A 24,225-nucleotide genomic window follows, 5' to 3' on the forward strand; every position below is an offset into this window, starting at 1 on the left:
AACGATTCGCGGTGGCCTCCATCGAGTACCGTGATCGTGTCCTACGCATTTGACTGGGGTCACACACAGAGCGTGAAGGCGAGGAACTCATGGGGTCTGGGTTTCAGCGGCACGTCGTCCGGCTCGGCACGGTCGGCGTCACGCTGACCACGTCCGCCCTGCTGCTTCTGCCCGGCACCGCTTCGGCCGAGGCCGAGGAGGGCGCGGTGGTGGTCGGGGAGTGCGACGCCACGCTCAAGGGCGAGGACGGCAAGCCGCTCACGGTGGACCTCGGCGCCGCCGTGAACCAGCCCGGCCTGCTCGACCTCGGCCTCGGCTCCGAGTCCGGCGCCCTGCTCTCGCTGCCGGTGAAGGAGGCGCTCGACGGCCTCGGCGTCAGCGACGCCGACCTCGTGGTGAACCCACTCGGCCAGGTCTGCGACACCACGCAGACCACGGTGAACGCCCTGACCGCGCCCGTGCAGGACGTGCTGCCGAACCCCGCTCCCGGGGAGCCCTCGCCGGAGGACCCCGAGGACCCGGAGCAGCCAGGCCCCGGGGAGCCGGACCCCGGTGAGCCAGCGCCCGGCGATCCGGGTCAGCCCGCACCGGGTGAGCCGGGTGGCGGCGACGGCGGCGAGAACGGCCCCGGCGGGGCCACCGGCTCGGACGGCGGGAGCGGCACGTTCACGCCGTCGCCCGGCTACACGGTGCCGATCAACGGTTTCGTTCCGCTCGGCCCCATCGAGGTGCCCCCGATGCCGTCGATCCCGCCGCTCGCACCGCCGCTGGCGCCCGGCGCCCAGCCCGACGGCGGCAACGTGCCCGACGTGGCCAACACGAGGGACTCCGGCACCGCCCACGCTCTGCCCGCGCCCGACTCGCCCGAGCGGCTCCCGCTGCTGCTGGCCGTGGTCGCCCTTGTGCTCGTGATCGCGGGACTCGCCCGCTCCTGGCTTCGCCGCAAGGCCGCCTGAGCCGCGTCACGCCTTCCCTACTGGTTCGTTACCTAAAGGAGCGCACCGGGAGGCACGCATGCGGAGGAGCACCGGCAGAGCCGCAGCCGTGGGGACCGCCGCTGTCGTACTGGCGGGCACGGCGGCGCTGGCCGCGCCCGGAGTGGCGACGGCGGAGACCAAGACGGTGCCGTGCGGCAGCACGGTCACCGCGGCACCCGGCGACCACATCCAGGGCGTCACCCTGCTCGGCCTCACGCTCGACCTCGGCGTCGTCACCGAGGGCATCGGCTCGTTGCTCAACGGCGTCTGCCGAGTGACCGTCAACGTCGTCGACACCGTGGTCGCCCCCGTTCCCGGCGTCGGCCAGCCTGCCGCGAACGCCGTGAACGGTGCCGTCGAGGGCGTGACGGGCACGGCGAACGACGCGGTCGGCACGGTCACGGGAGCGCTGTCCGATTCCACGGGCACCGATCCGGCGCCACAGCAGCCACCCCAGCAGCCCGCACCCCAGCAGCCCGGCGCCCGGCCCGCACCAGCCGGCAACCCCGGCGCGACGCCCGGGTGGCAGGGCGGCGTCCCCGCGCCCAACAGCCCCGTGCTCGGCGGCTCGGCACTGCCGGGTGCGGCCTGGCTCGGCTACAGCACCGCGTGGGCACCCATGCGGGACTACACGGGGCTGCCGATGGCGACGCCCGGCCTGTTCTCGATGTCTCCCGGTGTCCGCTACGGAGGGCAGATCCCCGGCTACTCGCCGCAGTTCGGCATCCTCGGCGAGGACAGCGCCAACGCCGCAGGCGGCGACGACGGCGTGCGCAACGCGGGCCAGGCGGACGCCCTGCCTGCGGGCCCGGCCGGTATCGCCGACGCTCCCGCGCTGCCGATGCTGCTCGCCGTGCTCGCGCTCTCCGGGGTCACCGCCGCGCTCGTGCGAACCTGGGTGCTGAGAAGGGCAACCACGTAGCGCGTTCTCGCGTATCTTCTGCGGTGACTTCTCGTTACCTATTTGACACGGCGCCAACTTCGGAGGGACAGCTCCTGTGCGGACCATGCCGACCGCTCTGTCACGGATGGCCAGGAAGGTGCTCACCACCGCAGCCATCGCCGCCGCGATCACCGGTGGTTCGGTGCTGACCGCGGGGACCGCCTCGGCGGCCATCCCGTCGGCGGAATCGTGCACCGCCGCCGTCACCGGCCCGGTCGGCGAAGTGGTGACCGTCAACGGCGCCGCGGTGAAGGACCTGGTCAAGCGCGGTGCGCAGGAGGCCAAGTCGATCATCATCGTGCACGACCTCACGATCTGGCCCGATCACCTCGCCAACGAGATCGCCAAGGAGACGCTCACCGTCGGCTCCGTGCCCGACGCGCAGGGCGGCAACGTCAACGGCGCCGTGATCGGCACCGCCGTCCGCAACGCGCTCGAGGACGAGGCGGGTCTCGGCGCGCTGGAGTCGACGAAGCAGAAGACCCTCGACACGATCGCCAACAAGGTCGCGGGCAACTGCGGCCTCTCGGTCTTCGCCTCGAACTACGTCGCCCCGACAACGCCCAACTCGCCGTCGCCGCAGCCCGGCGCCGCTCCCACGACCACGCCGGGAGCGGTCGGCAGCCCGTCCGCGGCCCCCGATGTCCCGCTGGGCAGCGGTGGCGCCGCGGTGCCGCCGCGCGACTACAGCGGACTGCCGGTCGCGACCGCGCCGAGCGCGGGCATCGCCGTGCCGCCCGGCCTGCGCTACCCGCCGTCGAGCGGGGTCCCCCGCTCGGCCGAGTTCGGCATCCTCGGTGCCGACACCGGCAACGGCGCCGACACGGGTCAGGCCGACGTGCGCAACGCGGGCAACGCCGACGCGCTCGCCGCCCCGGCCTCCGAGAGCCAGGTGCAGCTGCCCATGCTGCTCGCGGTGGTCGCGCTGGCCGGCGTCACCGCCGCGCTGGTGAGGACCTGGGTCCTGCGCAGGACCGTCTGACCGGCCACGTACACTGACCGACTGGCAACCCTCCTGTCACGGATCGTCCGTGACCGCGAAGCCCATAGGAGGTGAGTGGTTGTGTCACGCCATTACGAGGTAATGGTCATCCTCGATCCCTCGCTCGACGAGCGTACGGTCGCGCCCACGCTGGACAACTTCCTCAACGTGATCCGCAACTCCGGCGGCAGCGTGGAGAAGGTCGACGTGTGGGGTCGCCGCAGGCTCTCCTACGAGATCAAGAAGCACGCCGAGGGCATCTACGCCGTGCTCGACCTGCGTTCCGAGCCGGACGCGGTCAAGGAGCTGGACCGCCAGCTGTCGCTGCAGGAGACCGTGCTGCGCACCAAGGTCGTGCGTCGCGAGCTGCCGCGGGGCACGAAGGCCGCCCAGAAGATCGCCGCGAAGGCCTGATGCGCTGATGGCCGGAGACACCGTCATCACAGTGGTCGGCAACCTCACCGCCGACCCGGAGCTCCGTTTCACACCGTCCGGTGCGGCCGTCGCGAACTTCACGGTCGCGTCGACGCCGCGCACCTTCGACCGCCAGAGCGGCGAGTGGAAGGACGGCGAGGCCCTGTTCCTGCGCTGCAACATCTGGCGGCAGGCGGCCGAGAACGTCGCCGAGACGCTGACCAGGGGCGCCAGGGTGATCGTCCAGGGCAGGCTGAAGCAGCGTTCGTTCGAGACCAAGGAAGGCGAGAAGCGGACCGTCGTCGAGCTCGAGGTCGACGAGATCGGCCCCTCGCTGCGCTACGCGACCGCCAAGGTCAACAAGGTCAGCCGCGGCAGTGGCGGCGGCGGTGGCGGCTTCGGCGGTGGCGGCTCGGGCGCGCCCGCCGACGACCCGTGGGGTTCCGCGCCACCGGCAGGTGGCGGCGGATTCTCCGACGAACCGCCCTTCTAGACATAACCACGAGAACAGTTCCCCAGGAGTAGACAGTGGCGAAGCCACCCGTTCGTAAGCCGAAGAAGAAGGTCTGCGTGTTCTGCAAGGCCGAGAAGCAGGGCCACCCGGAGCACATCGACTACAAGGACACCAACCTGCTGCGGAAGTACATCTCCGACCGCGGCAAGATCCGGGCCCGCCGGGTCACCGGCAACTGCAGCCAGCACCAGCGTGACATCGCCATCGCGGTCAAGAACTCCCGCGAGATGGCGCTGCTGCCCTACACGTCCACCGCTCGCTGAGAAGGGAGTCAGACATGGCGAAGATCATCCTGACGACCGACGTGGCGAACCTGGGCGGCCCCGGCGACATCGTCGAGGTCAAGGACGGCTACGCGCGCAACTACCTGCTGCCCCGCGGGTACGCCATCACGGCGACCAAGGGCGCGGAGAAGAACGTCCAGACCATCCGCAGGGCGCAGGAGAGCCGTCGCATCCGCGACCTCGACCACGCCAAGGAGGTCAAGGCGACGCTGGAGGGCCTCGGCGCGATCCAGCTCTCCGCCAAGGCCGCCGAGGGCTCGAAGAAGCTCTTCGGCTCGGTCACCACGGCCGACATCGTCGGTGCGATCAAGGCCGCGGGCGGCCCGCTGCTCGACAAGCGCACCATCGAGCTCGGCGAGCACATCAAGACGCTCGGCAAGCACTCGGTCAGCGCCCGGCTCCACCCGGACGTGACCGCCGACGTGCGCATCGAGGTCACGGCCAAGTAAGCAGGCCTGCTTCACCGGTGGCGGGATCCCTTCGCGGGGTCCCGCCACCGGCGTTTTCGGGGGAACTCATCGGCGTCCGCGCACGTCTGAGTGAGCGGACGGGCGGGGTGCGCTTGACGAGCACTCGGCGCCCTGAGGAAACTTAATCTTCACTGAGGGTGAAGGGGGATCAGCGGGCGATGCTGGACGCAGGTGGTGGGGTCGGCGGTGCCGTGGGAGCCGGTGCCAGCAAGGTCGTGATGATGGCCGCTCCGAAGGTGGCGGGCGCTCCGGCTCCGGCGGCCGGAGGCGGCTACAAGTTCAAGGCGGACGAGCTCGAGAGCGTCATCCAGCGCTGGGAGGACCTGCGCGACGCGCTGAAGACCGACGAACGCGACGCCGAGCGCATGGCCCACGTGCAGGGACCCGGCCGCGAGTTCGCGAGCGGCGACTTCGCCAACCTCGCAAACCCGTCGGGCAAGGCGTTCCTCGAGGCCAACCAGCGGATGCAGAAGTACGTCGCACAGTACATCGACGCGCTGCGCAAGGCCAAGCAGAGCATCAGCACCCAGGAGGAGCAGGCGCAGTCGGACGTGGCCAGAGCGGGTGAGCAGTCCGCATGAGCGTGCGCCAGCGAGCGGGTCTCGCACTCGCCGTGCTCGCGACGGCAACGACGCTCGGTGCGTGTGGCGGAGGAGAGGAACCGGAGCAGAGCCCTGCCCCGTCGCCCTCGGCCCCGTCCAGCTCGGCGCAGGCGGCACCGCCGGTCAGCGAGCCGCTCGACGCCACGGCGCTGGTGTCGGACCCGTGTGCCGCGCTGTCACCGGCCGACCTGTCCGAGCTCGGGTTCGCCGAGGGCCGCCAGGAAGCCGCCGCCGGCGCCGAGAACGCGACGGCGTGCGTGTGGGAGTACGCGGCGGAGAGCGGTAACCGCGTCGACCTTTCCGTGGTGACCGAGAACGAGAACGGTCTCTCCGCGATCTACGAGCAGCGTTCCCGCAACGACTACTTCGAGGAAACCGAGATCGCCGGGTACCCGGCCGTCCACACCGCGACGATCGACAACCGCACCGATGGGGGCTGCGGGCTCTGGGTCGGCGTCGACGAGAAGACCACGATCTTCGTGCTCACCAACTTCGACTACGGGCCCGAGGTCAGCGACCCGTGCCCGGTCGCCGATCGAGTGGCGGAAGCCACCATCGCCACACTGAGGGGTTGATCCGACATGGTGCTCTTCCTTGTTCCGATAGTCGCGGGGGCCGCGGCCTACGGCGCCGCGACGCAGGGCGAAGCAGGCAGCTACTCGGGCGGCGACGGCAGCCGCACGATCGACGCCTACCAGATCTGGGAGCAGGTGACGACGGGCCCCGGCGCGGGCTCGATCAACGAGGGCCAGATCTCGGCCAACACGCTGCAGCGCGTCTACCAGGACCGGGTCACGCAGATCGACGAGCTGAACCGGGTCATGGACGAGGCGTGGCAGGGCGACGGCGCCGACGCGGCGCGATCCGGTGCGCATCCGCTCAAGGAGTGGATGCAGGACTCTGGCGACAAGCTCCAGGAGAGCGACCGGGCCCTCGGCGAGCAGAGCGCCGCGTTCGAGACCGTGTACTCCAAGGTGCAGCCGATTCCCAAGGAACCGCCGGAGAGCGGCTTCCTCAACGACATCACGCCGTGGGAGACCGACACCGACCGCGCGATCAACGACTACAACACCAAGGCACAGGCCAACGTCGACGCGTTCAACGAGTACTTCAAGGCGAGCTCCGACAACGGCCAGCACCTGCCGACGTACACCGCGCTCGACGGCGAGATCGGCGACGTCAACGTCGACGAGAACGGCGGCGGTGACGACAAGAGGAAGCCTGGCGACGGGACCGACGACCCTGGGGGCTCAGGGGACGACGACGGCACCGGTGGCGGCGGCAGCGGTGGGGGCGGCGGTTCCTACGGTGGCGGCAGCATCCCCGGGATCGGCGGCCCCGGTGGTGGCGGTTCGTACGGTGGCGGCGGTTCGTACGGCGGTGGCGGCGGCGGTTCCTACGGTGGCGGGGGCACCGGCGTTCCCGGCATCGGCGGTCCCGGCGGCTACGGCTCTGGTTCGGGTGGTAACGGCTCTGGCGGCTACAACGTGCCGGAGTGGGACGACACCACCAGCTCCTCCGGGTACAACCCCTCGAAGGTGCCCTCCGCGGACTTCTCCACCAGCGGCTACACGCCGAGCAGCTTCGGCCCCGGCGGTGGCGGCGGTTCCGGTTCCGGCTCCGGTTCTTACAGCGGGGGTGGCGTCGGCGGGATCGGTGGCTTCGGCCCCGGTGCGGCGGGCGGCGCCGGTGTGCCCGGTGCGGGCTCGACGACGGGCTCAGCACCCGGTGCGGGCTCTGGCGCGGGTCGCATGGGAGGAGCCGCGATGGGTGCCGCGGCGGCCGCGGGCGCCGCGGGCCGGGGTGGCATGGGCGGCATGCCGATGGGCGCGATGGGCGGCGCAGGCCGCGGCGGCCAGGGCTCCGACGACGAGGAGCACCAGTCGAAGTTCCTCGTCGAGGAGGACGGCAACTCGCTGTTCGGCACCGACGAGCTCACCGCACCGCCGGTGATCGGCGAATAGGCCCGCTGGGGCTGGACAAGAGAAGAGGGACACGACGGTGCTGGACCAGCAGGTGACCTTGACGACGGGCACGCTGCTCAACCTCATCCGCCGCCGGGGCGCCGAGCCGCACACGGTGCTCGCGAGCACGCCGGTGTGGGAGGACGAGAGGGCGCAGCGGGCGGCCGACGAGCGGGCGAACCTGGAGCTGCAGGGGTACGGGCTGTACGGGCGGGGTGGTCTGCACAACGGGCTGCAGGCCACCATCGAGGCGGTCGCCCGGCCGTCACTGGAGTACTACGGCTGGATCAACGGCGGCCACGACGGCCAGCCGCTGAACTACACCCTCCTCGCCGGGTCCGCGGGCGGTGAGGCGTTCGTGCTGGCCCGCAACACCGAGCACGAGGGCGTGGTACTGGCCTCCGTTCGGCCCGAGGAACTGCTGGACAACTTCGTCGCGCAGATCCCGCGCCTGGCTCCCGGACGCGGCCAGGCGCTGCGCGTGCCCAAGAGCCAGGTGACCGGTGGCAGGCGCCGTCCGGAGTCCTACGGTGACGGCTTCTCCGTGATGCAGAGCGCGGCGCCGAGCGCGGCGGGTGCCGAGGCCGACGAGCTGCGCCGGGTGCTGGGCCTGCCGAGGCTCGGCGGCGGCAGCCTGTACGTCGCGGCGCGCAACCGCGGCGGGCGGCGTGAGCGCGTCGAGCGGCCGTTGAACTACATCGACACGAGCGAGGGCCGCTGGCTGACCGAGGAGATGCCCGGGTCCGGCGAGCCGTTGATCGCGTTCACGCCGGGCAGCCCGCAGGCCATCGTGGAGCGGCTCCGTCAGCTCGGCGGCAGACTGCCGGTTGGCTGAGTGATCGCGACAGTGCCCACCCGTTCAGCCGAACGGGTGGGCGCTCAACGCTGCGTAGCTTCATCCACAGGGCTTGTGCGGACATGGTGACAAGCACCATGCGCGACACGCCGAGCGGGGAGTTCGACGCGACACGCCGTCCCGGGCAAAACTAATTTCTCCACACCTTACACACAGGGATTGACCAGGGGTTTTCATGAAGCACCCACCGTTCATCCCCAGGTTGTACACAGGCTTTCGCGAGCTTGTGACTCGTTGGGCGGCTCGGTCAACAGGTTGTCCACAGGAGCGTCCCCAGGCCGGATTGCACTCGTCCTTCCGAGCGATCTAGCGTGCTCCGGCGACCACGGGAACGCGCTGTGTCATGGACCCGCGAACCGGTCGCCGGATCCGATACACTCGAACAAACGTTCGAGGTCGACTGACACCGAGGAGGTGCCTGCACCGGTGGCGATCACCGACGACCGCAGTCCCGCTTTCGCCTCGTCCGGAAATGGCGGCGGGTTCGATCGTCAGCCGCCACAGGACGTCGCGGCGGAGCAGTCGGTACTCGGCGGCATGCTGCTGTCGAAGGACGCGATCGCCGACGTCGTCGAGGTGCTGCGCCCGGGCGACTTCTACCGGCCGGCGCACCAGGCCGTCTACGACTGCGTCCTCGACCTCTACGGCCGGGGCGAGCCCGCCGACCCGATCACGGTGTCGGCGGAGCTGGAGCGGCGAGGGGAGCTGAGCCGCGTCGGCGGCGCCCCGTACCTGCACACGTTGATCGCGACGGTGCCCACAGCGGCCAACGCCGGGTACTACGCGCAGATCGTGGCCGAGAAGGCGATCCTGCGCCGCCTGGTGGAGGCGGGCACGCGGATCGTGCAGTACGGCTACGGCGCGGACGGCACCGACGGCGGCGACGTCAACGAGGTGGTCGACCGCGCGCAGGCCGCGATCTACGAGGTCACCGAGCGACGGACCAGCGAGGACTACGTCGCGCTGGAGGAGCTGCTCCAGCCGACGATGGACGAGATCGACGCGATCGCGTCCAGGGGCGGCACCGCGCAGGGCATCCCCACCGGCTTCGCCGACTTCGACGAGGTGACCAACGGCCTGCACCCCGGCCAGATGATCATCGTGGCGGCGCGGCCCGGTGTCGGTAAGTCGACCCTGGGACTGGACTTCGCGCGGTCGTGCTCGATCCGGCACGGCATGACCAGCGCCATCTTCTCGCTGGAGATGAGCCGCACCGAGATCGTGATGCGCATGCTCTCCGCGGAGGCGCGGATCCGGCTCGCCGACATGCGTGGTGGCCGCATGTCCGACGACGACTGGACCCGGCTGGCCAGGCGGATGAGCGAGATCAGCGAGGCGCCGCTCTTCGTCGACGACTCGCCGAACCTGACGATGATGGAGATCCGCGCGAAGGCCAGGCGGCTCAAGCAGCGCAACGACCTCAAGCTGATCGTCGTCGACTACCTGCAGCTGATGACCTCGGGCAAGCGCGTCGAGTCCCGCCAGCAGGAGGTGTCGGAGTTCTCCCGTGCCCTCAAGCTGCTGGCCAAGGAGCTCGAGGTGCCCGTGATCGCGATCAGCCAGCTGAACCGTGGTCCCGAGCAGCGCACCGACAAGCGCCCGATGCTCGCCGACCTGCGTGAGTCCGGTTCGCTGGAGCAGGACGCCGACATGGTGGTGCTCATCCACCGCCCGGACGCGTGGGAGCGCGACGACCCGAGGGCCGGCGAGGCCGACCTGATCCTCGCCAAGCACCGTGCCGGCCCGACCAGCACGATCAGCGTCGCCCATCAGCTGCACTACAGCCGCTTCGCCGACCTGGCCCAGGAGTAGCGCTCACGGGATCGCGAGGCCCGCGCCGCGCAGCGCCTCCTCCACCCGCAGCCGTTCGACGTCCCGCTCGATGCCCTCGGGCACGGCGTCCAGGCTCTGCGGCACGTCGACCGCACGGCACGCCTGCATCAACAGCGCGTCGTAGGCCTGGCAGGTGGCGCGCCTGCGCAGCACGGGGGCGTCGGGCGCGAGCCCGACGAGCGCACGGTGCACGCGCCGCAGGTCCGCGGCCAGCCGCTCGACGGGTACGGCGCTGGTCGCGGGCGGGCGCCTACGGTTCCACCTCTCGATGAGGCGCGGGATCCGCAGCACGGCCCAGCACGTCGCAGTCGGAAAGACCACGACGCCGAGGTAGATCAGGATGTTCCCGACCATGTCTCATGGTAGGCATCGCGCCGGAGTGGCGTACACTGGTAGTTGAACATTCAACCTTGGAGTTCGCGATGCCAGTTCACCCCGACCGGATGCCGGTGCTCTACCTCAGCCACGGCGCACCCCCGCTCGCCGACGACGCGACGTGGACCAGGCAACTCGCCGACTGGTCGGCGGACCTGCCGAAGCCCAGGTCGATCCTCATCGTCTCCGCGCACTGGGAGGAGGCCCCGCTCACGATCGGCGCGACCACCACCGTGCCGCTCGTCTACGACTTCTGGGGCTTCCCCGAGCACTACTACCGCGTGCGGTACCGAGCGCCGGGCGCTCCTGACCTCGCCGCGCGGGTACGCAGGCTCCTGCACAGCACCGACACACCCGTGCACGACGCGCCGGACCGCGGTCTCGACCACGGCGCCTACGTGCCGCTCGTGGAGATGTTCCCCGGCGCCGACGTGCCGGTGCTCCAGGTGTCGATGCCCTCACTCGACCCAGTGCAGCTCTACGACCTCGGCCGCAAGCTCGCTCCGCTGCGCGACGAGGGCGTGCTGATCATCGGCAGCGGGTTCTTCACCCACAACCTGCGGGCCATGCAGGCGGTCGACGGTGTCGACGGGGCGCCCCCGGCGTGGTCGGCCGAGTTCGACCACTGGGGCGCGCAGACGCTGGCCTCCGGCGACATCGACGCCGTGCTCGACTTCCAGCACAAGGCACCCGCCGCGGAGCTCGCCCACCCGCGCACCGAGCACTTCGCACCGCTGTTCGTCTCCCTCGGAGCGGGCGACGAGGGGAGCGCGGCACGCACGGTGATCGACGGCTACTGGTACGGGCTCGCCAAGCGGTCCGTCCAGCTCGGCTGAGCACACGACGAAAGGCCGGGCCGGGGAGACCTCGTCGTCTCCCCGGCCCGGCCCGGTTTCAGCTAACCGCTGTTCAGCGGAGCGCAGCGCCGTCCAGCACGCCCGAGATGGTGCCCTGGACCGAGTCCAGCGACGCCAGGTCGGCCTGCGGCGTCAGCGAGCCCGCGTCCAGCGAGGGCAGCCCCGGCAGACCGGCCAGCTCGTTGACCTTCGGCAGCGCGGGCGCACCCGGCAGCGCGGTCACGTCCGGCATGCCCTGGACCTCGGGCAGCAGCCCGACGTCGGCACGCTCGGCGCCCGACAGCGGCGTCTCCATCGGCAGCTGGTTCAGCTGCGGCAGGTCGGTCGGCAGGTCCGTCGGGAGGTCGGTCGGCAGCTCCGACAGGCTCGGCAGCGACCTCGGCAGCGCGGGCAGCCCCGTCGCGGGCAGCTCGTCGCCGGTGATCGGCAGGTTGATCTGCGGCTCTTCGCCGGCCACCGAGATGTCCGTGGCGTTCTCGGTGGTGGACGTGGCCACCGCGACCAGGGCCAGCGGGATGTCGTAGACCTGCGCGAGCACACCGACCGGCAGCTGGCCGTCGAAGCCCGAGAGGGCGTCCATCGCGCCGGCCGTCGTGGTCTCGCCACCCACCGTGCCGGTGGTGTCGTTGTCGGCGACGGCGTGCGCCACGCCGCCGACCGAGCCCGCCACGCCGAACACCTGCGCGACCGCGGCCACCGGGACGTCGAAGATGTCGCCCGACAGCGCGCCACCGACACCGGAGGTCGTGATGTCGCCGCCCGAGGTCACCTCGGTCGTGTTCTCACCCTCGCCCGTCGCGACGGCGGTCAGGCTCGCGGCCGAACCGAAGACCTGCGCGATCGGCAGCGCCTGTGCGCTCACCACGTCACCGGCGATGGAGCCGCCGTCGCCGTTGGTGGTGGTGTCGCCACCGGCCTCCGACACGACGTCGTTGGTCGACTCGCCCGAGACCACACCGACCCAGCTCGCGCCGAGGCCGAACACGGTCGCCGCGGCGCCGGCCGGAACCTGCACCACGTTGCCCGCGATGGAGCCGCCCTCACCCGTGGTGGTGGCGTCGCCGCCGGCCTTCGAGTCGAGGAGGTTGTCGCTCTCGCCACCGGCGTTGCCGACCCAGCTGCCGCCGATGCCGTGCACCTGGACGGGCAGCGACACCGGGACGAAGCCGATGTTGCCCGCGCCGGTGCCCTTCTTGCCGTTGGCCTTCACGTTGCCGCCGGCCTCGGAGATCGTGTCGGCCGAAGCCTCGCCGAAGCCGTTGCCGATCCAGGTGCCGCCGATGCCGAACACCTGCGCCGGGAGCGACACCGGGGCGGAGACGAGGTTCGCCGCGGCGAATCCGTTGTCGTCCTCCGTGTTCCCGCCGCCACCGGCCTTGACGACCTTGGTCTCCTCGGCGGTGCCGACGCCCTGGCCGATCCAGCTGCCGCCGACGCCGAAGACCTCGGCGGGCACGGCGAGCGGAACCTGCACGATGTTGCCGGAGCCGGCCGAGTCGTTGCCGCGGGTGCCGTTGTAGCCACCGGCGTCGACCGTCTTGTCCTCGGTCGCGTGGCCCGAGGCGTTGCCGATCCAGCTGCCGCCGATGCCGAACGCCTCGACGGTGGAGGCGATCTGGCCCGCGGCGGTGTTGCCCGAGAGGAACGAGCCGTCGCCGTTGGTCAGGTTCTCGTCACCGGCGAGGGCGCTCGTGGTGTTCTCGTGGCTCTTGGCGTGCGCGTTGCCGATCCAGGTGCCACCGATGCCGAAGGCCTCGACGGGCAGCGCGACCGGCAGGTCGGCGACGTTGCCGGAACCGGCGGCGTTGCGGCCGCTCGTGTACGACGGCCCACCGGCCTGCATCTCCGCCTCGGAACTGGTGTCCTCGGTGGTGGAGTTGCCGATCCACGCGGCCGCGGTGCCGGTGACCGACGCCAGCAGCGCGCCCTGCGGCTGCACGACGTTGCCGGCGAGGAACGAGTCGTCGCCGTCGGTCGAGATGTACGCGGGCTTGCCGCCGCGGTCACCGGGGGTGTCGCCCGCGGTGGCCTCGACCTCGGAGGAACCGGTCGCGTCGGCGTCGCCGCCCCACGACACGGCGTCGTTGGCGATGCGGACGGGCAGCGCGATCGGCGCGCCGACCACGTTGCCGGTGCCCGCACCCTTGTCGCCGTGGGTCTCGATGTAGCCACCGGACTCGGCTTCGCTCTCGGCGTCGAAGTCGCTCTCGGCGTGCGCGAGGAACCAGCCGAGCGCGTTGCCCGACAGCTGCACCGGGGTCGCGAATGCCGGCGCGACGACGTTGCCCGCGAGGCCGCCGTTGGTGCCGTCGGTCTCGATGTCGCCGGTGGTCTCCGCGCTCTGCGAGGCGCTGCCCGACGTCTTGCCGCTGCCACCGAGGCCACCGGCGTTGCCGGAGATCTGGATGGGCAGCGCCCAGTCGAGGTTCACGACGTTGCCGGCGAGGCCGCCGCCCGCGCCGTTCGTGCTGATGTCGGTGTTGTGGGCGTAGGACTGCTCGGCGTCGGAGTGGACCTCCGCGTCGCCGAGGACGCCGACCGCGTTGCCGGTGATCTGGATCGGGAGCGCCAGGTTGCCGACGATCTTGTTGCCCATGAAGGGGTCGTCGGTCTGCTCGACGGCCGGGAGGGTGGACGCCTCGGCACGCTGCGGGGCCATCGGCGTCTTCGCGGCGGCCTTGCCGAGGGTCGAGCCTGCCTCGGACACCTTGCTCACGGCCTTGTTCACCGGAGCGGTGGCGGGCGCGGCGACCTTCGCGACGGGGGCCGCGGCCTTGCTCACCGGAGCGGCGGCCTTGTTCACCAGGTTGGTGACCGGCTTGGTGCTGACCTCACCCTCGTGGCCCGGCAGGTTGACCTGCCCGAGCGGCGTGCCGACGGCGTTGTCCTTGATCTGATACGGAACGCTGAGGGTCAGGTCGAGCGGCCCTGCGGGGGCGTCGGGGTCGACCCTCTCGTTGGCAGAAGCGATGCCGGTGCCCAGCATCAGCAAACCACCGGTGACCAGCGCGGTCTGGATTCCGCGCTTCGCCCAGGTCTGCATAGTGAGGTGTTCTCCTTTTCCTTGGTTCCCTTGCGGGGCCTTAGTGGTGCGCTCCGTCGTGCGCGATGGAATGGACCGACGGATGCGGGTACGCGGAAGAGACCGCGTGCCGCGGTGGAAAAGCGGGGAACACGAAGCTGACGCGCGAGCGGGCGCGGGAAACGGCCGCGGAGGGTGGCGTCAGCTACCCCGCGGCGAGAATCAGTCTGGCGTCACACCGGGCTGCGAGCCCGGCTGCGTCGGCAGGTGCACGACGCCGGCCCGGACGGAACCGGGCACGTTGTGGTCGAACGCGGCCACGGCGCCGGCGGGAATGCCGAGCAGCGGGCCATCGAGGTGGAGAGCGTGGGTGTTGCCCGAGGGCGCGGGCGCCGCCGGGCTCACCGGGATGGGCAGCGGCGCGGCCGGAGCGGACTCACGATCCTGCTCGCCGGTGTCCGCTGGGTTGTCCGAGGGCGCCGACCGGACGGGCGCCTTGCTCTCGGTGCGGTGCTTGCCCGTGACGTGCTTCGTGCCCTTGGTCGCGTCGCCCTCGGTGTGCACCGAGTGGCCGTCGACCGCGCGGTCGGGCTCGGCGGAGGTGCCGGTGTCACCGTGACCGTCGATGCCCGGCAGCTCGGTGAGTCCGGGCAGTTCGACGAGCTCGCCGTCGCGTGGCTGCAGCGCCTCCCACACGTTCTTGCCGAGGTCCTGGCGCTCCTCCGGCACCGTGAGCAGCCGGCCGACGCCCTCGAGCGTCTCGCCGACCGGCTCGGCGACGGCGCGCTGCCAGAGGTGCTGCACGGAGTGCTTGACCTCGGCGGCGATCCGGCCGTCGCCGAGCCTGGCCGGCTGCGGCGTGTCGTCCTGCGGCTCTGCGGCGGGCTTGGGCCCGGCGAGCGCGGCGCCGACGCCCTTGGCCGCATCGGCGACTGCGGGAGCATCGAGCTGGGGCCCGTCCTCGGCGGCCGAGGCGGACGCGGTGGAGACGGCCCACGCGGCGGCGACGCCTCCCGCGACGAGCAGGGCACGCGACAGCCACCTGCGGACGCGACCCTCGCGTCCCGTGGCGGCTGCCGTCATGGCCACAACTCTCCTGTCGGAAGGTGTTCTCGAAGTGGGTGACACAGCGTGCTCGAGCGAGCACTTGTTGGCTGCGTGCCACCGAGATTGGCAAATTGCGTGGGCCGGATGCACGTCCAACACGACTTGATGGCCCAATCGTGTGAAGAACACAGTGTGTGTCCACACTTCACCGTTGGTGATCAACGCTGACCAACGTCGTTAACTCTCCGTTCGCGCCGAATGAGGCTCCAGTGTGGACAGTTGGCGGCTCTCCTGCGCCGATCGGCGAACATCGCGAGCCGGGACCGATACGGTGGCGTCGTGAATGAGAAAACGCCGAAGCTTCCGGTGATTTCGGAGGATCCGGACGTCACCGGGTCGGTACCGAAGGGACTCCGGGTCTGCGCGGCGCTCGCCTGGCGCTTCCTGGTCGTCATCGCCGCGCTGTACGTCGTCGTGGAGATCATCGGCTACCTGTCGGTGGTCGTGATCCCGGTGTCGGTCGCGCTGTTGCTCGCCGCGCTCCTCGCGCCCGCCGTGCGCAGGCTCGTGACCGTACGGGTGCCGCGAGGGCTCGCCACGGCGCTGGTGCTCGTCGGCGGGCTGGGGGTCGTCGGCGGGCTGCTGACGTTCGTGATCATCCAGTTCACCGACGGTCTGCCCGCGTTGCAGCGGCAGCTCACCGAGAGCCTGAACCAGATCGAGGACTGGCTCATCAACGGGCCGCTGCACCTGCGCGAAACGCAGATCGAGGACGCGATCAACAGCGCCATCGGCATGATCCAGGAGAACCAGGCCGCGCTGACGTCCAGCGCGCTCACGACGGCGAGCACGGTCGGCGAGTTCCTCACCGGCTTCCTGCTCACGCTGTTCGTGCTGATCTTCTTCCTGGTCGGCGGCGAACAGATCTGGGGCTTCCTCATGCGGGGCGTGCCCGCACACGTGCGCGACCGGGTCGACACCGCAGGCCGGCGCGGGTTCGCCTCGCTCGTGAGCTACGTGCGCGCGACGGCGGCGGTCGCCGTGGTCGACGCGGTGGGTATCGGCATCGGGCTGTGGATCGTCGGCGTGCCGCTGGTGATCCCGTTGTCGACGCTGGTGTTCCTCGGCGCGTTCATCCCGATCATCGGTGCTGTCGTGACCGGTGCGGTCGCCGTGCTGGTGGCACTCGTGACCAACGGCTTCGTCACCGCGCTCGTGGTGCTGGCCATCGTGGTCGGCGTGATGCAGCTGGAAAGCCACGTCCTGCAGCCGTTGCTGCTCGGCCGCGCCGTGAAGCTGCACCCGCTCGCCGTGATCCTGGCGATCACCGTCGGCCTCGTCGCCGCAGGGATCCCGGGTGCGCTGCTGTCGGTGCCGCTGCTGGCCGTGCTCAACTCCGGCATCAAGTCGCTACTGCACGAACGCTCGCCCGATCCGGAGAGCGTGGACGTGCTCGCCGACAAGGAGGCAAAGGTCAACGCCGACGACGAGACCGAGACAGCGGAACAGGAGCAGGAGAAGCGGTGAGCACGTCGCCCGCGCTGCGCGACCCCGCCACGCCGTTGTGGTGGGGAACCATCGTGCTGCGCTGGGTGACGCTCGCCTTCGCACTCGGCGCACTGCTCGTGTACCGCTCCGGCTACGACCGGCCCGGCCTCGCGTGGGCGGCGTTCGGCGTGATGGCGGCGTGGTCGCTGGTGACCACGCTGACCTTCGCGCGCGAGTCACTTCGGCTGCGCTCGCTCGTGGTCGCCGACGTCGTGGTGACGTGCGGGGTGATGCTGACCTCGCAGCAGGTGCTCTCCGATCAGCAGTTCGCCGAGACGGCTCCGCTCGTCACCACAGTGTGGGCCTCCGTGGCTCCGCTGACGGCGGGCGCCCGGTTCGGCGCCGTCGGCGGAGTGCTCGCCGGGCTCGTGATGGCCGTGTGCACGGGGCTCGCGCGGCTGGAGTTCGACCTGGACGTCGCGCGCGACGGGGTACTGCTGACGGCGAGCGGCCTGCTGATCGGCATCACCGCCACCACCGCGCGCCGATCGCAGGCCACGCTCGCACAGGCCATGCGCACCGAGGCGGCGACGGCCGAACGGGAACGGCTCGCCCGCTCCATTCACGACAGCGTGCTGCAGGTCCTCGCGCGCGTGCGGCGCAGGGGAGCCGAGCTCGGTGGCGAGGCGGCCGAGCTGGCAAGGCTGGCCGGAGAGCAGGAGATCGCGCTGCGCGCGCTGGTCAGCACCGAACCCTCCGGCCCCGCGGGCGGCGACGCCGACCTGCGCGCGGCGCTGCAACTACTGGCCACGCCGAGCGTGCAGGTCTCAGGACCCGCGGGCGACGTGCGCCTGCCGGCCACGGTCGTCACCGAGCTCGTGGCCGTCGCCAAGGAGGCATTGTCCAATGTGGAACGGCACGCGGGACCTGCGGCGAAGGCGTGGGTGCTGCTGGAGGACGTCGTGCTGACGATCAGGGACGACGGCCCCGGCATCCCGCCGGGCAGGCTCGAGGCGGCCGAGGCCGAGGGACACCTCGGCGTCGCGATGTCCATCAGAGGCAGGGTGAACGACCTGGGCGGCACGAGCACGCTGGAGACCGCGCCGGGAGCGGGAACCGAGTGGGAGCTGCGCGTGCCGCGACCGAGACAGCGGAGGAGGGGGAGCCGATGACGGTCTCGGTGATGATCGTCGACGACCATCCGATCTGGCGGGATGGCGTGGCCCGCGACCTGGCAGAGCACGGTTTCGACGTGCGGGCCACGGCCGCGGACGCCGACGCGGCCGTGCGGATCGCCGGGACGGTGCGGCCCGACGTGGTCCTGATGGACCTGAACCTCGGCGACACGTCCGGCGTGGTCGCCACGCGTTCGATCACGCGGGACCTGCCGGAGACGCGGGTGCTCGTGCTCTCCGCGAGCGGGGAGCACAGCGACGTGCTGGAGGCGGTGAAGGCGGGCGCGTCGGGCTACCTGGTGAAGTCGGCGTCGGTGCGCGAGCTGGTGGACGCCGTCCACCGCACCGCGGACGGAGACCCGGTGTTCACGGCCGGGCTCGCGGGCATGGTGCTGGGCGAGTACCGGCGCATGGCCGACGCGCCCGCCGCCGGGGAGCCGCCGCCCCGGCTCACCGAGCGGGAGACCGACGTGCTGCGCCTCGTGGCCAAGGGACTCACCGCGAAGCAGATCGCCGACCGGCTCGTGATCTCCCACCGGACCGTGGAGAACCACGTGCAGTCGACGCTGCGCAAGCTCCAGCTGCACAACCGGGTCGAGCTCGCGCGCTACGCGATCGAGCACGGCCTGGACCGCGAGGAGGAGTAGCGGCGCCGTGCTCGGACTCGACGACCTGCGTGCCTACGCGAACGCGCTGCCGGAGGTGGAGGAGAAGACGCATTTCCGGCTGCCGAGCTTCGCCGTCAGGGGCGAACCCTTCGCCGGGCTCGAGCGGGGCGAGACCACCGCCATCGTCGCCGTTGACCGGGAGACCGCCGGGGCGGCCGTCGCGGAGGATCCGGCGACCTATGAGGAGGTGTGGCGCAACGCCGGCCGTCCGATCTGGGTGGGCGTGCGCGTACGGCTCGCGAGCGTGCCGGCCGAGCGGCTGAGAGAACTCGTCGAGGCCGCGTGGCGCAACAAGGCGCCCAACCGAGTCGTCGCGGCCTACGACGCCGAACGCTGACCGGCGTTCAGGGTCGGCTCCGGGGTTTTCCCCGATCCTCCGGACGATCCGGACCCATAGCATCGAAGCCGTGGCTGAGGGCGAGAACAACCAGACGGAACAGGCGCCGGTCCTCGACGAGCAGGCCCGGCAGCGCAACCTGCGGGTCTCGGACGCGGAGCGCGAGCACGTCGTCGAGTTGCTTCAGCGCGCGATCGGGCGGGGCATGCTCGATCTCGACGAGTTCACCGAACGCACGGACATCGCGCTCGCGGCCCGTACCCGCGGCGAACTGAACGCCGTGCTCATCGATCTGCCAGGGCTCGTGCACAGCGACGCGGTGGTCCCGGCGACGTCGATTGCGGCCCCCGCATTCGTCCCCGCGGCGGACGGCGAGCGGCTGGAGCTGAAGGCGCACGGCTCGTCGCTCGTTCGGCGCGGCCGCTGGCGGGTGCCGACCGAGATCCTGGTACGCAACAAGTACGGCGAGACCAAGCTCGACTTCACCGAGGCCGACATCACCGGCCCCGTTGTCCACGTCGAGCTGGACACCAAGTGGAGCTCGGTCACCGTGATCATCCCCGAGCAGGGTGCCGTGGACCTCAACGGCATCACCGAGGTGAAGTGGTCGTCGATTGACGACAAGACCAACTCCACCGGCAAGGCCGGCGTGCCGAGGTTCGTGCTCACCGGCCGCGTCTACGGCGGCTCGCTCACCACCCGCTACCCCCGCCGCGGCCTCTTCGGCTGACCCGTTCGCGACGCCCCGACTTGCCCCAAGGCACTGTGGTCGCGTTGAACGCGACCACAGTGCCTTGGGGAGCGTTGGTCAGGCGTCCTTGGCGGCGGCGCGGGCGGCCTGGGCCGTGGGAGCGGCCACGGCGGCCTGAGCGGCGCGCTCGCAGTCGGCGAGGGTCACCGCCACGAGGCTCGCGCCGACGGCCCGCACGGAGCCCGCGTTCATCGACAGGCTCGTGACGCCGAGCCCGGCGAGCACCCTCGCCAGCAACGGATCGGCGGCGGCCTCACCGCACACGCCCGCGGGCTTGCCGGTGGCCTTCGCGGCCTCGCCGACGAGCGCCATGAGCCGCAACAGGCCGGGCTGCCACGGGTCGTTGAGCTTCGCCACGGCTCCGAGCTGCCGGTCGGCGGCGAACGTGTACTGGGCTAGATCATTGGTGCCCAGCGACACGAAGTCCACCGCGTCGAGCACCTCCCTCGCGGTGAGCGCCGCCGCGGGCACCTCGATCATCACGCCCGCCCTCGCGATGCCCGCCGCACGCACGCGCTCGGCGAACCACGCGGCCTCCTCGGCCGTGGCCACCATCGGCGCCATCACGGAGACCTCGGCGCCGGAGTCGGCCGCCGCGCCCGCGATGGCCTCCAGCTGCCGGTCGAGCACGCCGGTGCGGTCGAACGCGACGCGCACGCCTCGCACTCCCAGCGCCGGGTTGGGTTCCACCTCGGGGTCGAGGAAGGCCAGCGGCTTGTCAGCTCCCGCGTCGAGCGTGCGCACGATCACCGGCTTGCCCCGGAACGGTTCCAGCACCGCGGTGTAGGCGCCGCGCTGCTGGTCCACCGACGGTTCGTCGTCGGCGTCGAGGTAGCTGAACTCGGTGCGGAACAGGCCGACGCCCTCCGCACCGGCCTCGGCGGCGGCCCGCGCGTCGACAGGGCCTCCGACGTTGGCCAGCACCTTGACCCGGTGCCCGTCGCCGGTCTCACCGACGCCGTTCCACTCGGCCGCTCCGGCGGCCGTGGCGGCCACGGCGGGCGCGCTGGGGTCGACGGCCTCGATCGTGCCGGTGTCGCCGTCGACGGAGATCGCCTCTGCCTCGAACGCGAGCACCCCGCGCGCGGCCACGACGGCGGGGATGCCGAGCGAGCGCGCGAGGATCGCGGTGTGGCTGGTGGGGCCGCCCTCCTCGGTCACGAGCGCGAGTACCTTCGCCGGGTCGAGGCCGGCGGTGTCGGCGGGCGCGAGGTCACGCGCGACGAGCACGCTCGGCGTCGCGGGCTCGGGCACTCCCGGCGGGGCGATGCCGAGGATCTCGGCGATGATCCGGTCACGCACGTCCTGGATGTCCCGCACCCGCTCGGCCATGCGGCCGCCTGCGCTGGCGAGTGCCTGCGCGAAGTTGTTCGCGGCCTCGTAGACGGCTCGCGCGGCGGGGATGCGCTGCGCGGTGACGAGCTGCTCGGCCTGGCTCAGCAGTGCCGGGTCTGACGCCATCGCCGCGGTGGTGAGCAGGATCGCCGCCGCGTCACCACTCGCCGTTTCCGCCATCGTCTCGAGCCTGGTCGTGACGGCCTGCGCCGCGGGCGCGACGAGCGCGGCCTCGGCGTACGGGTCGTCGGGACCGGGGCTGCTGGCCGGCTCCTCGATCGACTCGGTGATCTTGACGACGGGGCCGCTCGCGCGGCCAGGGCTCACGCCCACCCCGGAGAGCTGTGCGTCAGACATGGTCTAGACCATAGCGGTACATGTTCCTCCAATGGACCGGTGCGAGGCTCACTGTAGTTCGCTCGCACTCGGGTACGAGGGCTGCGCACCGCGACGCGTGACCGACATCGCCGCGACCCGCACGGCCCTGCGCGCGGCATCGGCGACGGAGTCTCCCTGCGCGAGCGCGGTGGCGAGCGCGCCGGCGAAGGCGTCTCCGGCACCGGTCGTGTCCACGGCGTCGACCTTCGGCGAGGCGACCTCGGTGAGCCCGTCCGAGGTCACCACCACGGCGCCGCGGGCGCCAACGGTGACCACGGCGGAACGCGGGCCGAGCTCGAGCAGCCGCGAGAACTCGGCCGACTCGGCGCCCAGCAGCCACGCGGCCTCGTGCTCGTTGACCACCAGCACGTCCAGCGCGGCGAGGGCGCTGTCGGCGACCTTCGCGACGGGCGACAGGTTGAGGACCGTCAGCACACCCTTGGCGGCGCCCGCGGCGATGGCGTGCTCGACGGTCGGCAGCGGGGTCTCCAGCGAGGCCACCACCACGCGGGCGCCGTCGAGCGCACTGTCGACGTCGGCGGGCTCCAGTGCGAGGTTGGCGCCGGGGGAGACGAGGATCGAGTTCTCGCCGTCGGGGGTCACGGTGATGTAGGCGACGCCGGTCGGCCGGTCGACGATCCGCACCAGTTCGGTGCGGACCCCGGCGCCGCTCAACGAGTCCAGCAGCAGCCTGCCGTGGCCGTCGTCGCCGAGCGCGCCCAGCAGGGCGACGTCGGCGCCGAGCCGGGCCGCGGCGACCGCCGTGTTGGCACCCTTGCCGCCGGGCAGCGTCACGGTGTCGCCGCCGAGCACGGTCTCCCCGGCCCCCGGCCTGCGTTCTGTGGCGACGACGAGGTCGGCATTGGCCGAGCCGACGACAAGCACCTGTGCTTTCACGACGCCAAGCCTGCCATGAGATCGCGCTGATCGACCCATGACCTCGACGCTTGAACAGACGTGAATTCCTTTGTAACTTTCGTGGCTGCTGATGCGACAATCAGGCGAGTGTTCGCACCGAGCTTCACTCGTTCAGGTGAGTTCGGGGTCCAGGCGTCATCGTCGGGGCCGGGTGAACTCTCCACAGACACCACCGCGTTCGCGCGGGGTGTTGTCCGACCCCGGTCCCCGGACCCAGTCGGGCATCGGGTCGCCGGCACCGGTCACGTAGCCCCCCGAGTGATCGGTGCCGGCGGCGCCCTGATCGTCAGGCCCGCACGGCCACCCGTTCCGGCCCGCGTTCGCGCACGGCGGCCGCGAGCCGCCTCCCGGCCTCCCTCGACAGCTCGGCCAGCACACCGGCGTGCAGCCCCTCGATCGGCTCGTCACTCGGAACCAGGCGCACGAGACCGTCCTCGACCACCAGTTCCCGCACGTCGCCCCAGTCCACCGAGAGCACGTGCCCGCCCGGCTGCGCGAAGCGGAGGCGCTCGCCGTCCACCACGAACTCGCCCGGCCCGCCCCGGAACCGCGCGCGGTACAGCACGACGATGCCCGCGCAGGTCAGCACGCCCAGCGCCAGCGCCGGCTTCTCAAGGCCACCGGCGAGCGCGGCGAGTGTGGCGAGACCGAGCAGCCACGTCGTGAAGACCCCGCTCGTGCGCGCGACCGACGGCGTGGCCGCGTCGACGGTGACGGCGGCACCCGGCTCCGCCTTCGCCGCACCCCAGCGGACGATGCGGGCCGCCGCCCGCAGCGTGCGGGCGAAGCCGAAGCCACCACGCCGGACCTCGCGGGCGGGCCAGCGCACCACACCGGGGCGGTACCGCTCGGCGGCCGCCGCGAACGTCTCGGCGTCGGCGAGCGGCAGCGCGGGCGAGAGCACGTGGCCGTAGCGGCCCGTGGTGCGGACGAACTCCGGCGGCCACGGCGGCGTGCCCTCCGCCGACTCGCGGGAGCAGTAGGCCGTCACCAGCTCGGCGCCGTGCGGGCCGGGGTACTCGTCGAACACGAGGCCCTCCACCTGCCGCCACGGCACCGTTCGCGTCGTGTCGTCGTTCATCGGCACGTGGATGCCCTGCTCGTCGAGCGTCACCGTCACGTAGCTGACCGACGGCTTGGCCGCCTCGCGGTGGCCGTACACCGTGACCCACCCGAGCGCGAGGCCAAGCACCACCAGCGCGCCGCTGAGCAGGTACGCGGGATCGAACCCCGTGCCCAGGTCGTGGGTGACGTAGCCGAGCACGCCGCCGAGGCCCAGCACCGCGAGCGCGTTCACCGCGAGATAGGCCACGAGCACGATCCGGACGGCGAGGTCGTTCGCCCCGTGCAGCGGGATCTCCACCCGCGCCGGGTCCGAGGGCCGCGACGGCTCCTCCGAAGACGGCGCCGTCGGCGCCGACGGCACCGACGGCAACCGGCCGTCCCGGTGGTACCGGTTGGCGGTCACCCTCCGCAGGTCCGGGTCGGCGCGGTAGCGCAGGGTCGCCGAGAAGGCCAGCGCCGCGAACAGGGACCGGAACCCGGTCGCCCACACGAAGACGACTCCACCCGCGACGGCCACCCACACCAGCACGGTGAGGAACCCGTACGGATGACCGACGTCGCGCACCCACTTGCCGTCGTCCTGCCGCACCGGCACCGTCCTGCCGATGTCGGCAGCGGTCAGCTCGTCGGCGCGGAAGGCGACCGGACCGTCCACACCGGGCACCCGCGCCGTGCACTCCCAGAAGTAGCCGAGGCCCCCGGTGCTCACCGGGCCACGCCGCTCACACGACTCGACCTGGGCGAGCGCGGCGCCCGAGCCCGTCCTCGTGTTGTTCTCCGGAGCGTCGGCGATGCGGAAGGCCGTCAGCAGACCCAGCACGGCGACCACGAGCACCAGCCACGTCGCGACGCTCTCCCCGAACATCGCCAGCCGCTCGCGCCGGTTGCGCAGCCCCGCGAGCAGCCGGGGATCTTCGAGTGGCGTTTCGTCGGCGATCACGAGGTCACATCCTCGCGTAGCCCCTAAACT

Annotated in this window: 24 protein-coding genes; 18 read left to right on the forward strand and 6 right to left on the reverse strand. The window is 71.6% G+C overall.

What is annotated here, in order from left to right; genetic code table 11:
• Nucleotides 1-89: 89 nt before the first annotated feature.
• The 12 genes from BA062_RS01790 to dnaB all read left to right on the forward strand — a co-directional run bounded on the left by BA062_RS01790 (nucleotide 90) and on the right by dnaB (nucleotide 9,818).
• A complete protein-coding gene (locus tag BA062_RS01790; RefSeq protein ID WP_110334228.1) occupies nucleotides 90-956 on the forward strand; it encodes a hypothetical protein in 867 nt (288 codons plus the stop codon).
• 58 nt (nucleotides 957-1,014) lie between these two features.
• Entirely contained in the window at nucleotides 1,015-1,899 is an 885-nt protein-coding gene (locus BA062_RS01795; RefSeq protein WP_210406729.1) for a hypothetical protein, read from the forward strand.
• 85 nt (nucleotides 1,900-1,984) lie between these two features.
• A complete protein-coding gene (locus BA062_RS01800; protein ID WP_110334352.1) occupies nucleotides 1,985-2,902 on the forward strand; it encodes a hypothetical protein in 918 nt (305 codons plus the stop codon).
• Nucleotides 2,903-2,983: 81 nt separating this feature from the next.
• A complete protein-coding gene (gene rpsF / locus BA062_RS01805) occupies nucleotides 2,984-3,316 on the forward strand; it encodes a 30S ribosomal protein S6 (protein ID WP_110334230.1) in 333 nt (110 codons plus the stop codon).
• A gap of 7 nt (nucleotides 3,317-3,323) precedes the next feature.
• Entirely contained in the window at nucleotides 3,324-3,809 is a 486-nt protein-coding gene (locus tag BA062_RS01810; protein ID WP_110334231.1) for a single-stranded DNA-binding protein, read from the forward strand.
• A 35-nt stretch (nucleotides 3,810-3,844) separates the two neighbouring features.
• Nucleotides 3,845-4,093 (forward strand): 30S ribosomal protein S18, encoded by a 249-nt coding sequence (gene rpsR, locus BA062_RS01815; RefSeq protein WP_110334232.1) that lies wholly within the window; start codon nucleotides 3,845-3,847, stop codon nucleotides 4,091-4,093.
• Nucleotides 4,094-4,107: 14 nt separating this feature from the next.
• The gene (gene rplI, locus BA062_RS01820) at nucleotides 4,108-4,563 is read left to right on the forward strand and encodes a 50S ribosomal protein L9 (protein ID WP_110334233.1); all 456 of its coding nucleotides are present in this window, start codon (nucleotides 4,108-4,110) and stop codon (nucleotides 4,561-4,563) included.
• 179 nt (nucleotides 4,564-4,742) lie between these two features.
• Nucleotides 4,743-5,165, forward strand: coding sequence for a hypothetical protein (locus BA062_RS01825; protein ID WP_245959632.1), 423 nt, complete (start codon nucleotides 4,743-4,745; stop codon nucleotides 5,163-5,165).
• Nucleotides 5,162-5,761: a DUF3558 domain-containing protein gene (locus BA062_RS01830; protein WP_110334234.1), complete on the forward strand. Its 600-nt coding sequence runs from the start codon at nucleotides 5,162-5,164 to the stop codon at nucleotides 5,759-5,761. Before BA062_RS01825 ends, BA062_RS01830 begins: the two co-directional genes overlap by 4 nt.
• Nucleotides 5,762-5,767: 6 nt before the next feature.
• Nucleotides 5,768-7,150, forward strand: coding sequence for a PPE domain-containing protein (locus BA062_RS01835; RefSeq protein ID WP_110334235.1), 1,383 nt, complete (start codon nucleotides 5,768-5,770; stop codon nucleotides 7,148-7,150).
• Nucleotides 7,151-7,187: 37 nt separating this feature from the next.
• The gene (locus BA062_RS01840) at nucleotides 7,188-7,985 is read left to right on the forward strand and encodes an ESX secretion-associated protein EspG (RefSeq protein ID WP_110334236.1); all 798 of its coding nucleotides are present in this window, start codon (nucleotides 7,188-7,190) and stop codon (nucleotides 7,983-7,985) included.
• A gap of 447 nt (nucleotides 7,986-8,432) precedes the next feature.
• Nucleotides 8,433-9,818, forward strand: coding sequence for a replicative DNA helicase (gene dnaB / locus BA062_RS01845; RefSeq protein ID WP_110334237.1), 1,386 nt, complete (start codon nucleotides 8,433-8,435; stop codon nucleotides 9,816-9,818).
• Nucleotides 9,819-9,821: 3 nt separating this feature from the next.
• On the opposite strand, the gene BA062_RS01850 is transcribed toward dnaB, so the two are convergent.
• Nucleotides 9,822-10,193: a hypothetical protein gene (locus tag BA062_RS01850; RefSeq protein WP_110334238.1), complete on the reverse strand. Its 372-nt coding sequence runs from the start codon at nucleotides 10,191-10,193 to the stop codon at nucleotides 9,822-9,824.
• A gap of 68 nt (nucleotides 10,194-10,261) precedes the next feature.
• Between BA062_RS01850 and BA062_RS01855 the strand changes: the two genes are divergently transcribed.
• On the forward strand, nucleotides 10,262-11,050 hold the full coding sequence (locus BA062_RS01855) for a dioxygenase family protein (protein ID WP_110334354.1): 789 nt from the start codon (nucleotides 10,262-10,264) through the stop codon (nucleotides 11,048-11,050).
• A gap of 73 nt (nucleotides 11,051-11,123) precedes the next feature.
• On the opposite strand, the gene BA062_RS39700 is transcribed toward BA062_RS01855, so the two are convergent.
• Complete coding sequence (locus tag BA062_RS39700) at nucleotides 11,124-14,114, reverse strand: hypothetical protein (RefSeq protein WP_168213853.1); 2,991 nt, start codon at nucleotides 14,112-14,114, stop codon at nucleotides 11,124-11,126.
• A 201-nt stretch (nucleotides 14,115-14,315) separates the two neighbouring features.
• Entirely contained in the window at nucleotides 14,316-15,176 is an 861-nt protein-coding gene (locus tag BA062_RS01865; RefSeq protein ID WP_110334239.1) for a hypothetical protein, read from the reverse strand.
• Nucleotides 15,177-15,506: 330 nt separating this feature from the next.
• On the opposite strand from BA062_RS01865, the gene BA062_RS01870 reads away from it, so the two are divergent.
• The 5 genes from BA062_RS01870 to BA062_RS01890 all read left to right on the forward strand — a co-directional run bounded on the left by BA062_RS01870 (nucleotide 15,507) and on the right by BA062_RS01890 (nucleotide 19,538).
• Nucleotides 15,507-16,667 carry an AI-2E family transporter gene (locus tag BA062_RS01870; RefSeq protein ID WP_245959641.1) on the forward strand — a complete coding sequence of 387 codons (1,161 nt, stop codon included), beginning with the start codon at nucleotides 15,507-15,509 and terminating at the stop codon, nucleotides 16,665-16,667.
• Nucleotides 16,664-17,800: a MacS family sensor histidine kinase gene (macS, locus tag BA062_RS01875; protein ID WP_110334241.1), complete on the forward strand. Its 1,137-nt coding sequence runs from the start codon at nucleotides 16,664-16,666 to the stop codon at nucleotides 17,798-17,800. Before BA062_RS01870 ends, macS begins: the two co-directional genes overlap by 4 nt.
• The gene (locus BA062_RS01880) at nucleotides 17,797-18,450 is read left to right on the forward strand and encodes a response regulator (RefSeq protein WP_110334242.1); all 654 of its coding nucleotides are present in this window, start codon (nucleotides 17,797-17,799) and stop codon (nucleotides 18,448-18,450) included. Before macS ends, BA062_RS01880 begins: the two co-directional genes overlap by 4 nt.
• Before the next feature lie 7 nt (nucleotides 18,451-18,457).
• Nucleotides 18,458-18,808, forward strand: a complete 351-nt coding sequence (locus BA062_RS01885; protein WP_110334243.1) for an MmcQ/YjbR family DNA-binding protein — start codon at nucleotides 18,458-18,460, stop codon at nucleotides 18,806-18,808.
• A gap of 70 nt (nucleotides 18,809-18,878) precedes the next feature.
• The gene (locus BA062_RS01890; protein ID WP_110334244.1) at nucleotides 18,879-19,538 is read left to right on the forward strand and encodes a DUF1707 SHOCT-like domain-containing protein; all 660 of its coding nucleotides are present in this window, start codon (nucleotides 18,879-18,881) and stop codon (nucleotides 19,536-19,538) included.
• A gap of 78 nt (nucleotides 19,539-19,616) precedes the next feature.
• Here BA062_RS01890 and ptsP read toward each other — a convergent pair whose 3' ends face one another.
• The 3 genes from ptsP to BA062_RS01905 form a co-directional block, all read right to left on the reverse strand.
• Nucleotides 19,617-21,251 carry a phosphoenolpyruvate--protein phosphotransferase gene (ptsP, locus tag BA062_RS01895; protein WP_110334245.1) on the reverse strand — a complete coding sequence of 545 codons (1,635 nt, stop codon included), beginning with the start codon at nucleotides 21,249-21,251 and terminating at the stop codon, nucleotides 19,617-19,619.
• A 48-nt stretch (nucleotides 21,252-21,299) separates the two neighbouring features.
• Complete coding sequence (locus BA062_RS01900) at nucleotides 21,300-22,169, reverse strand: ribokinase (RefSeq protein WP_168213854.1); 870 nt, start codon at nucleotides 22,167-22,169, stop codon at nucleotides 21,300-21,302.
• 307 nt (nucleotides 22,170-22,476) lie between these two features.
• Nucleotides 22,477-24,195, reverse strand: a complete 1,719-nt coding sequence (locus BA062_RS01905) for a DUF6346 domain-containing protein (RefSeq protein ID WP_110334247.1) — start codon at nucleotides 24,193-24,195, stop codon at nucleotides 22,477-22,479.
• Nucleotides 24,196-24,225 lie beyond the last annotated feature (30 nt).

Origin of the sequence: Prauserella flavalba, assembly GCF_003202235.1 — a bacterium.
In the GTDB taxonomy this organism is placed as follows: domain Bacteria; phylum Actinomycetota; class Actinomycetes; order Mycobacteriales; family Pseudonocardiaceae; genus Prauserella_A; species Prauserella_A flavalba.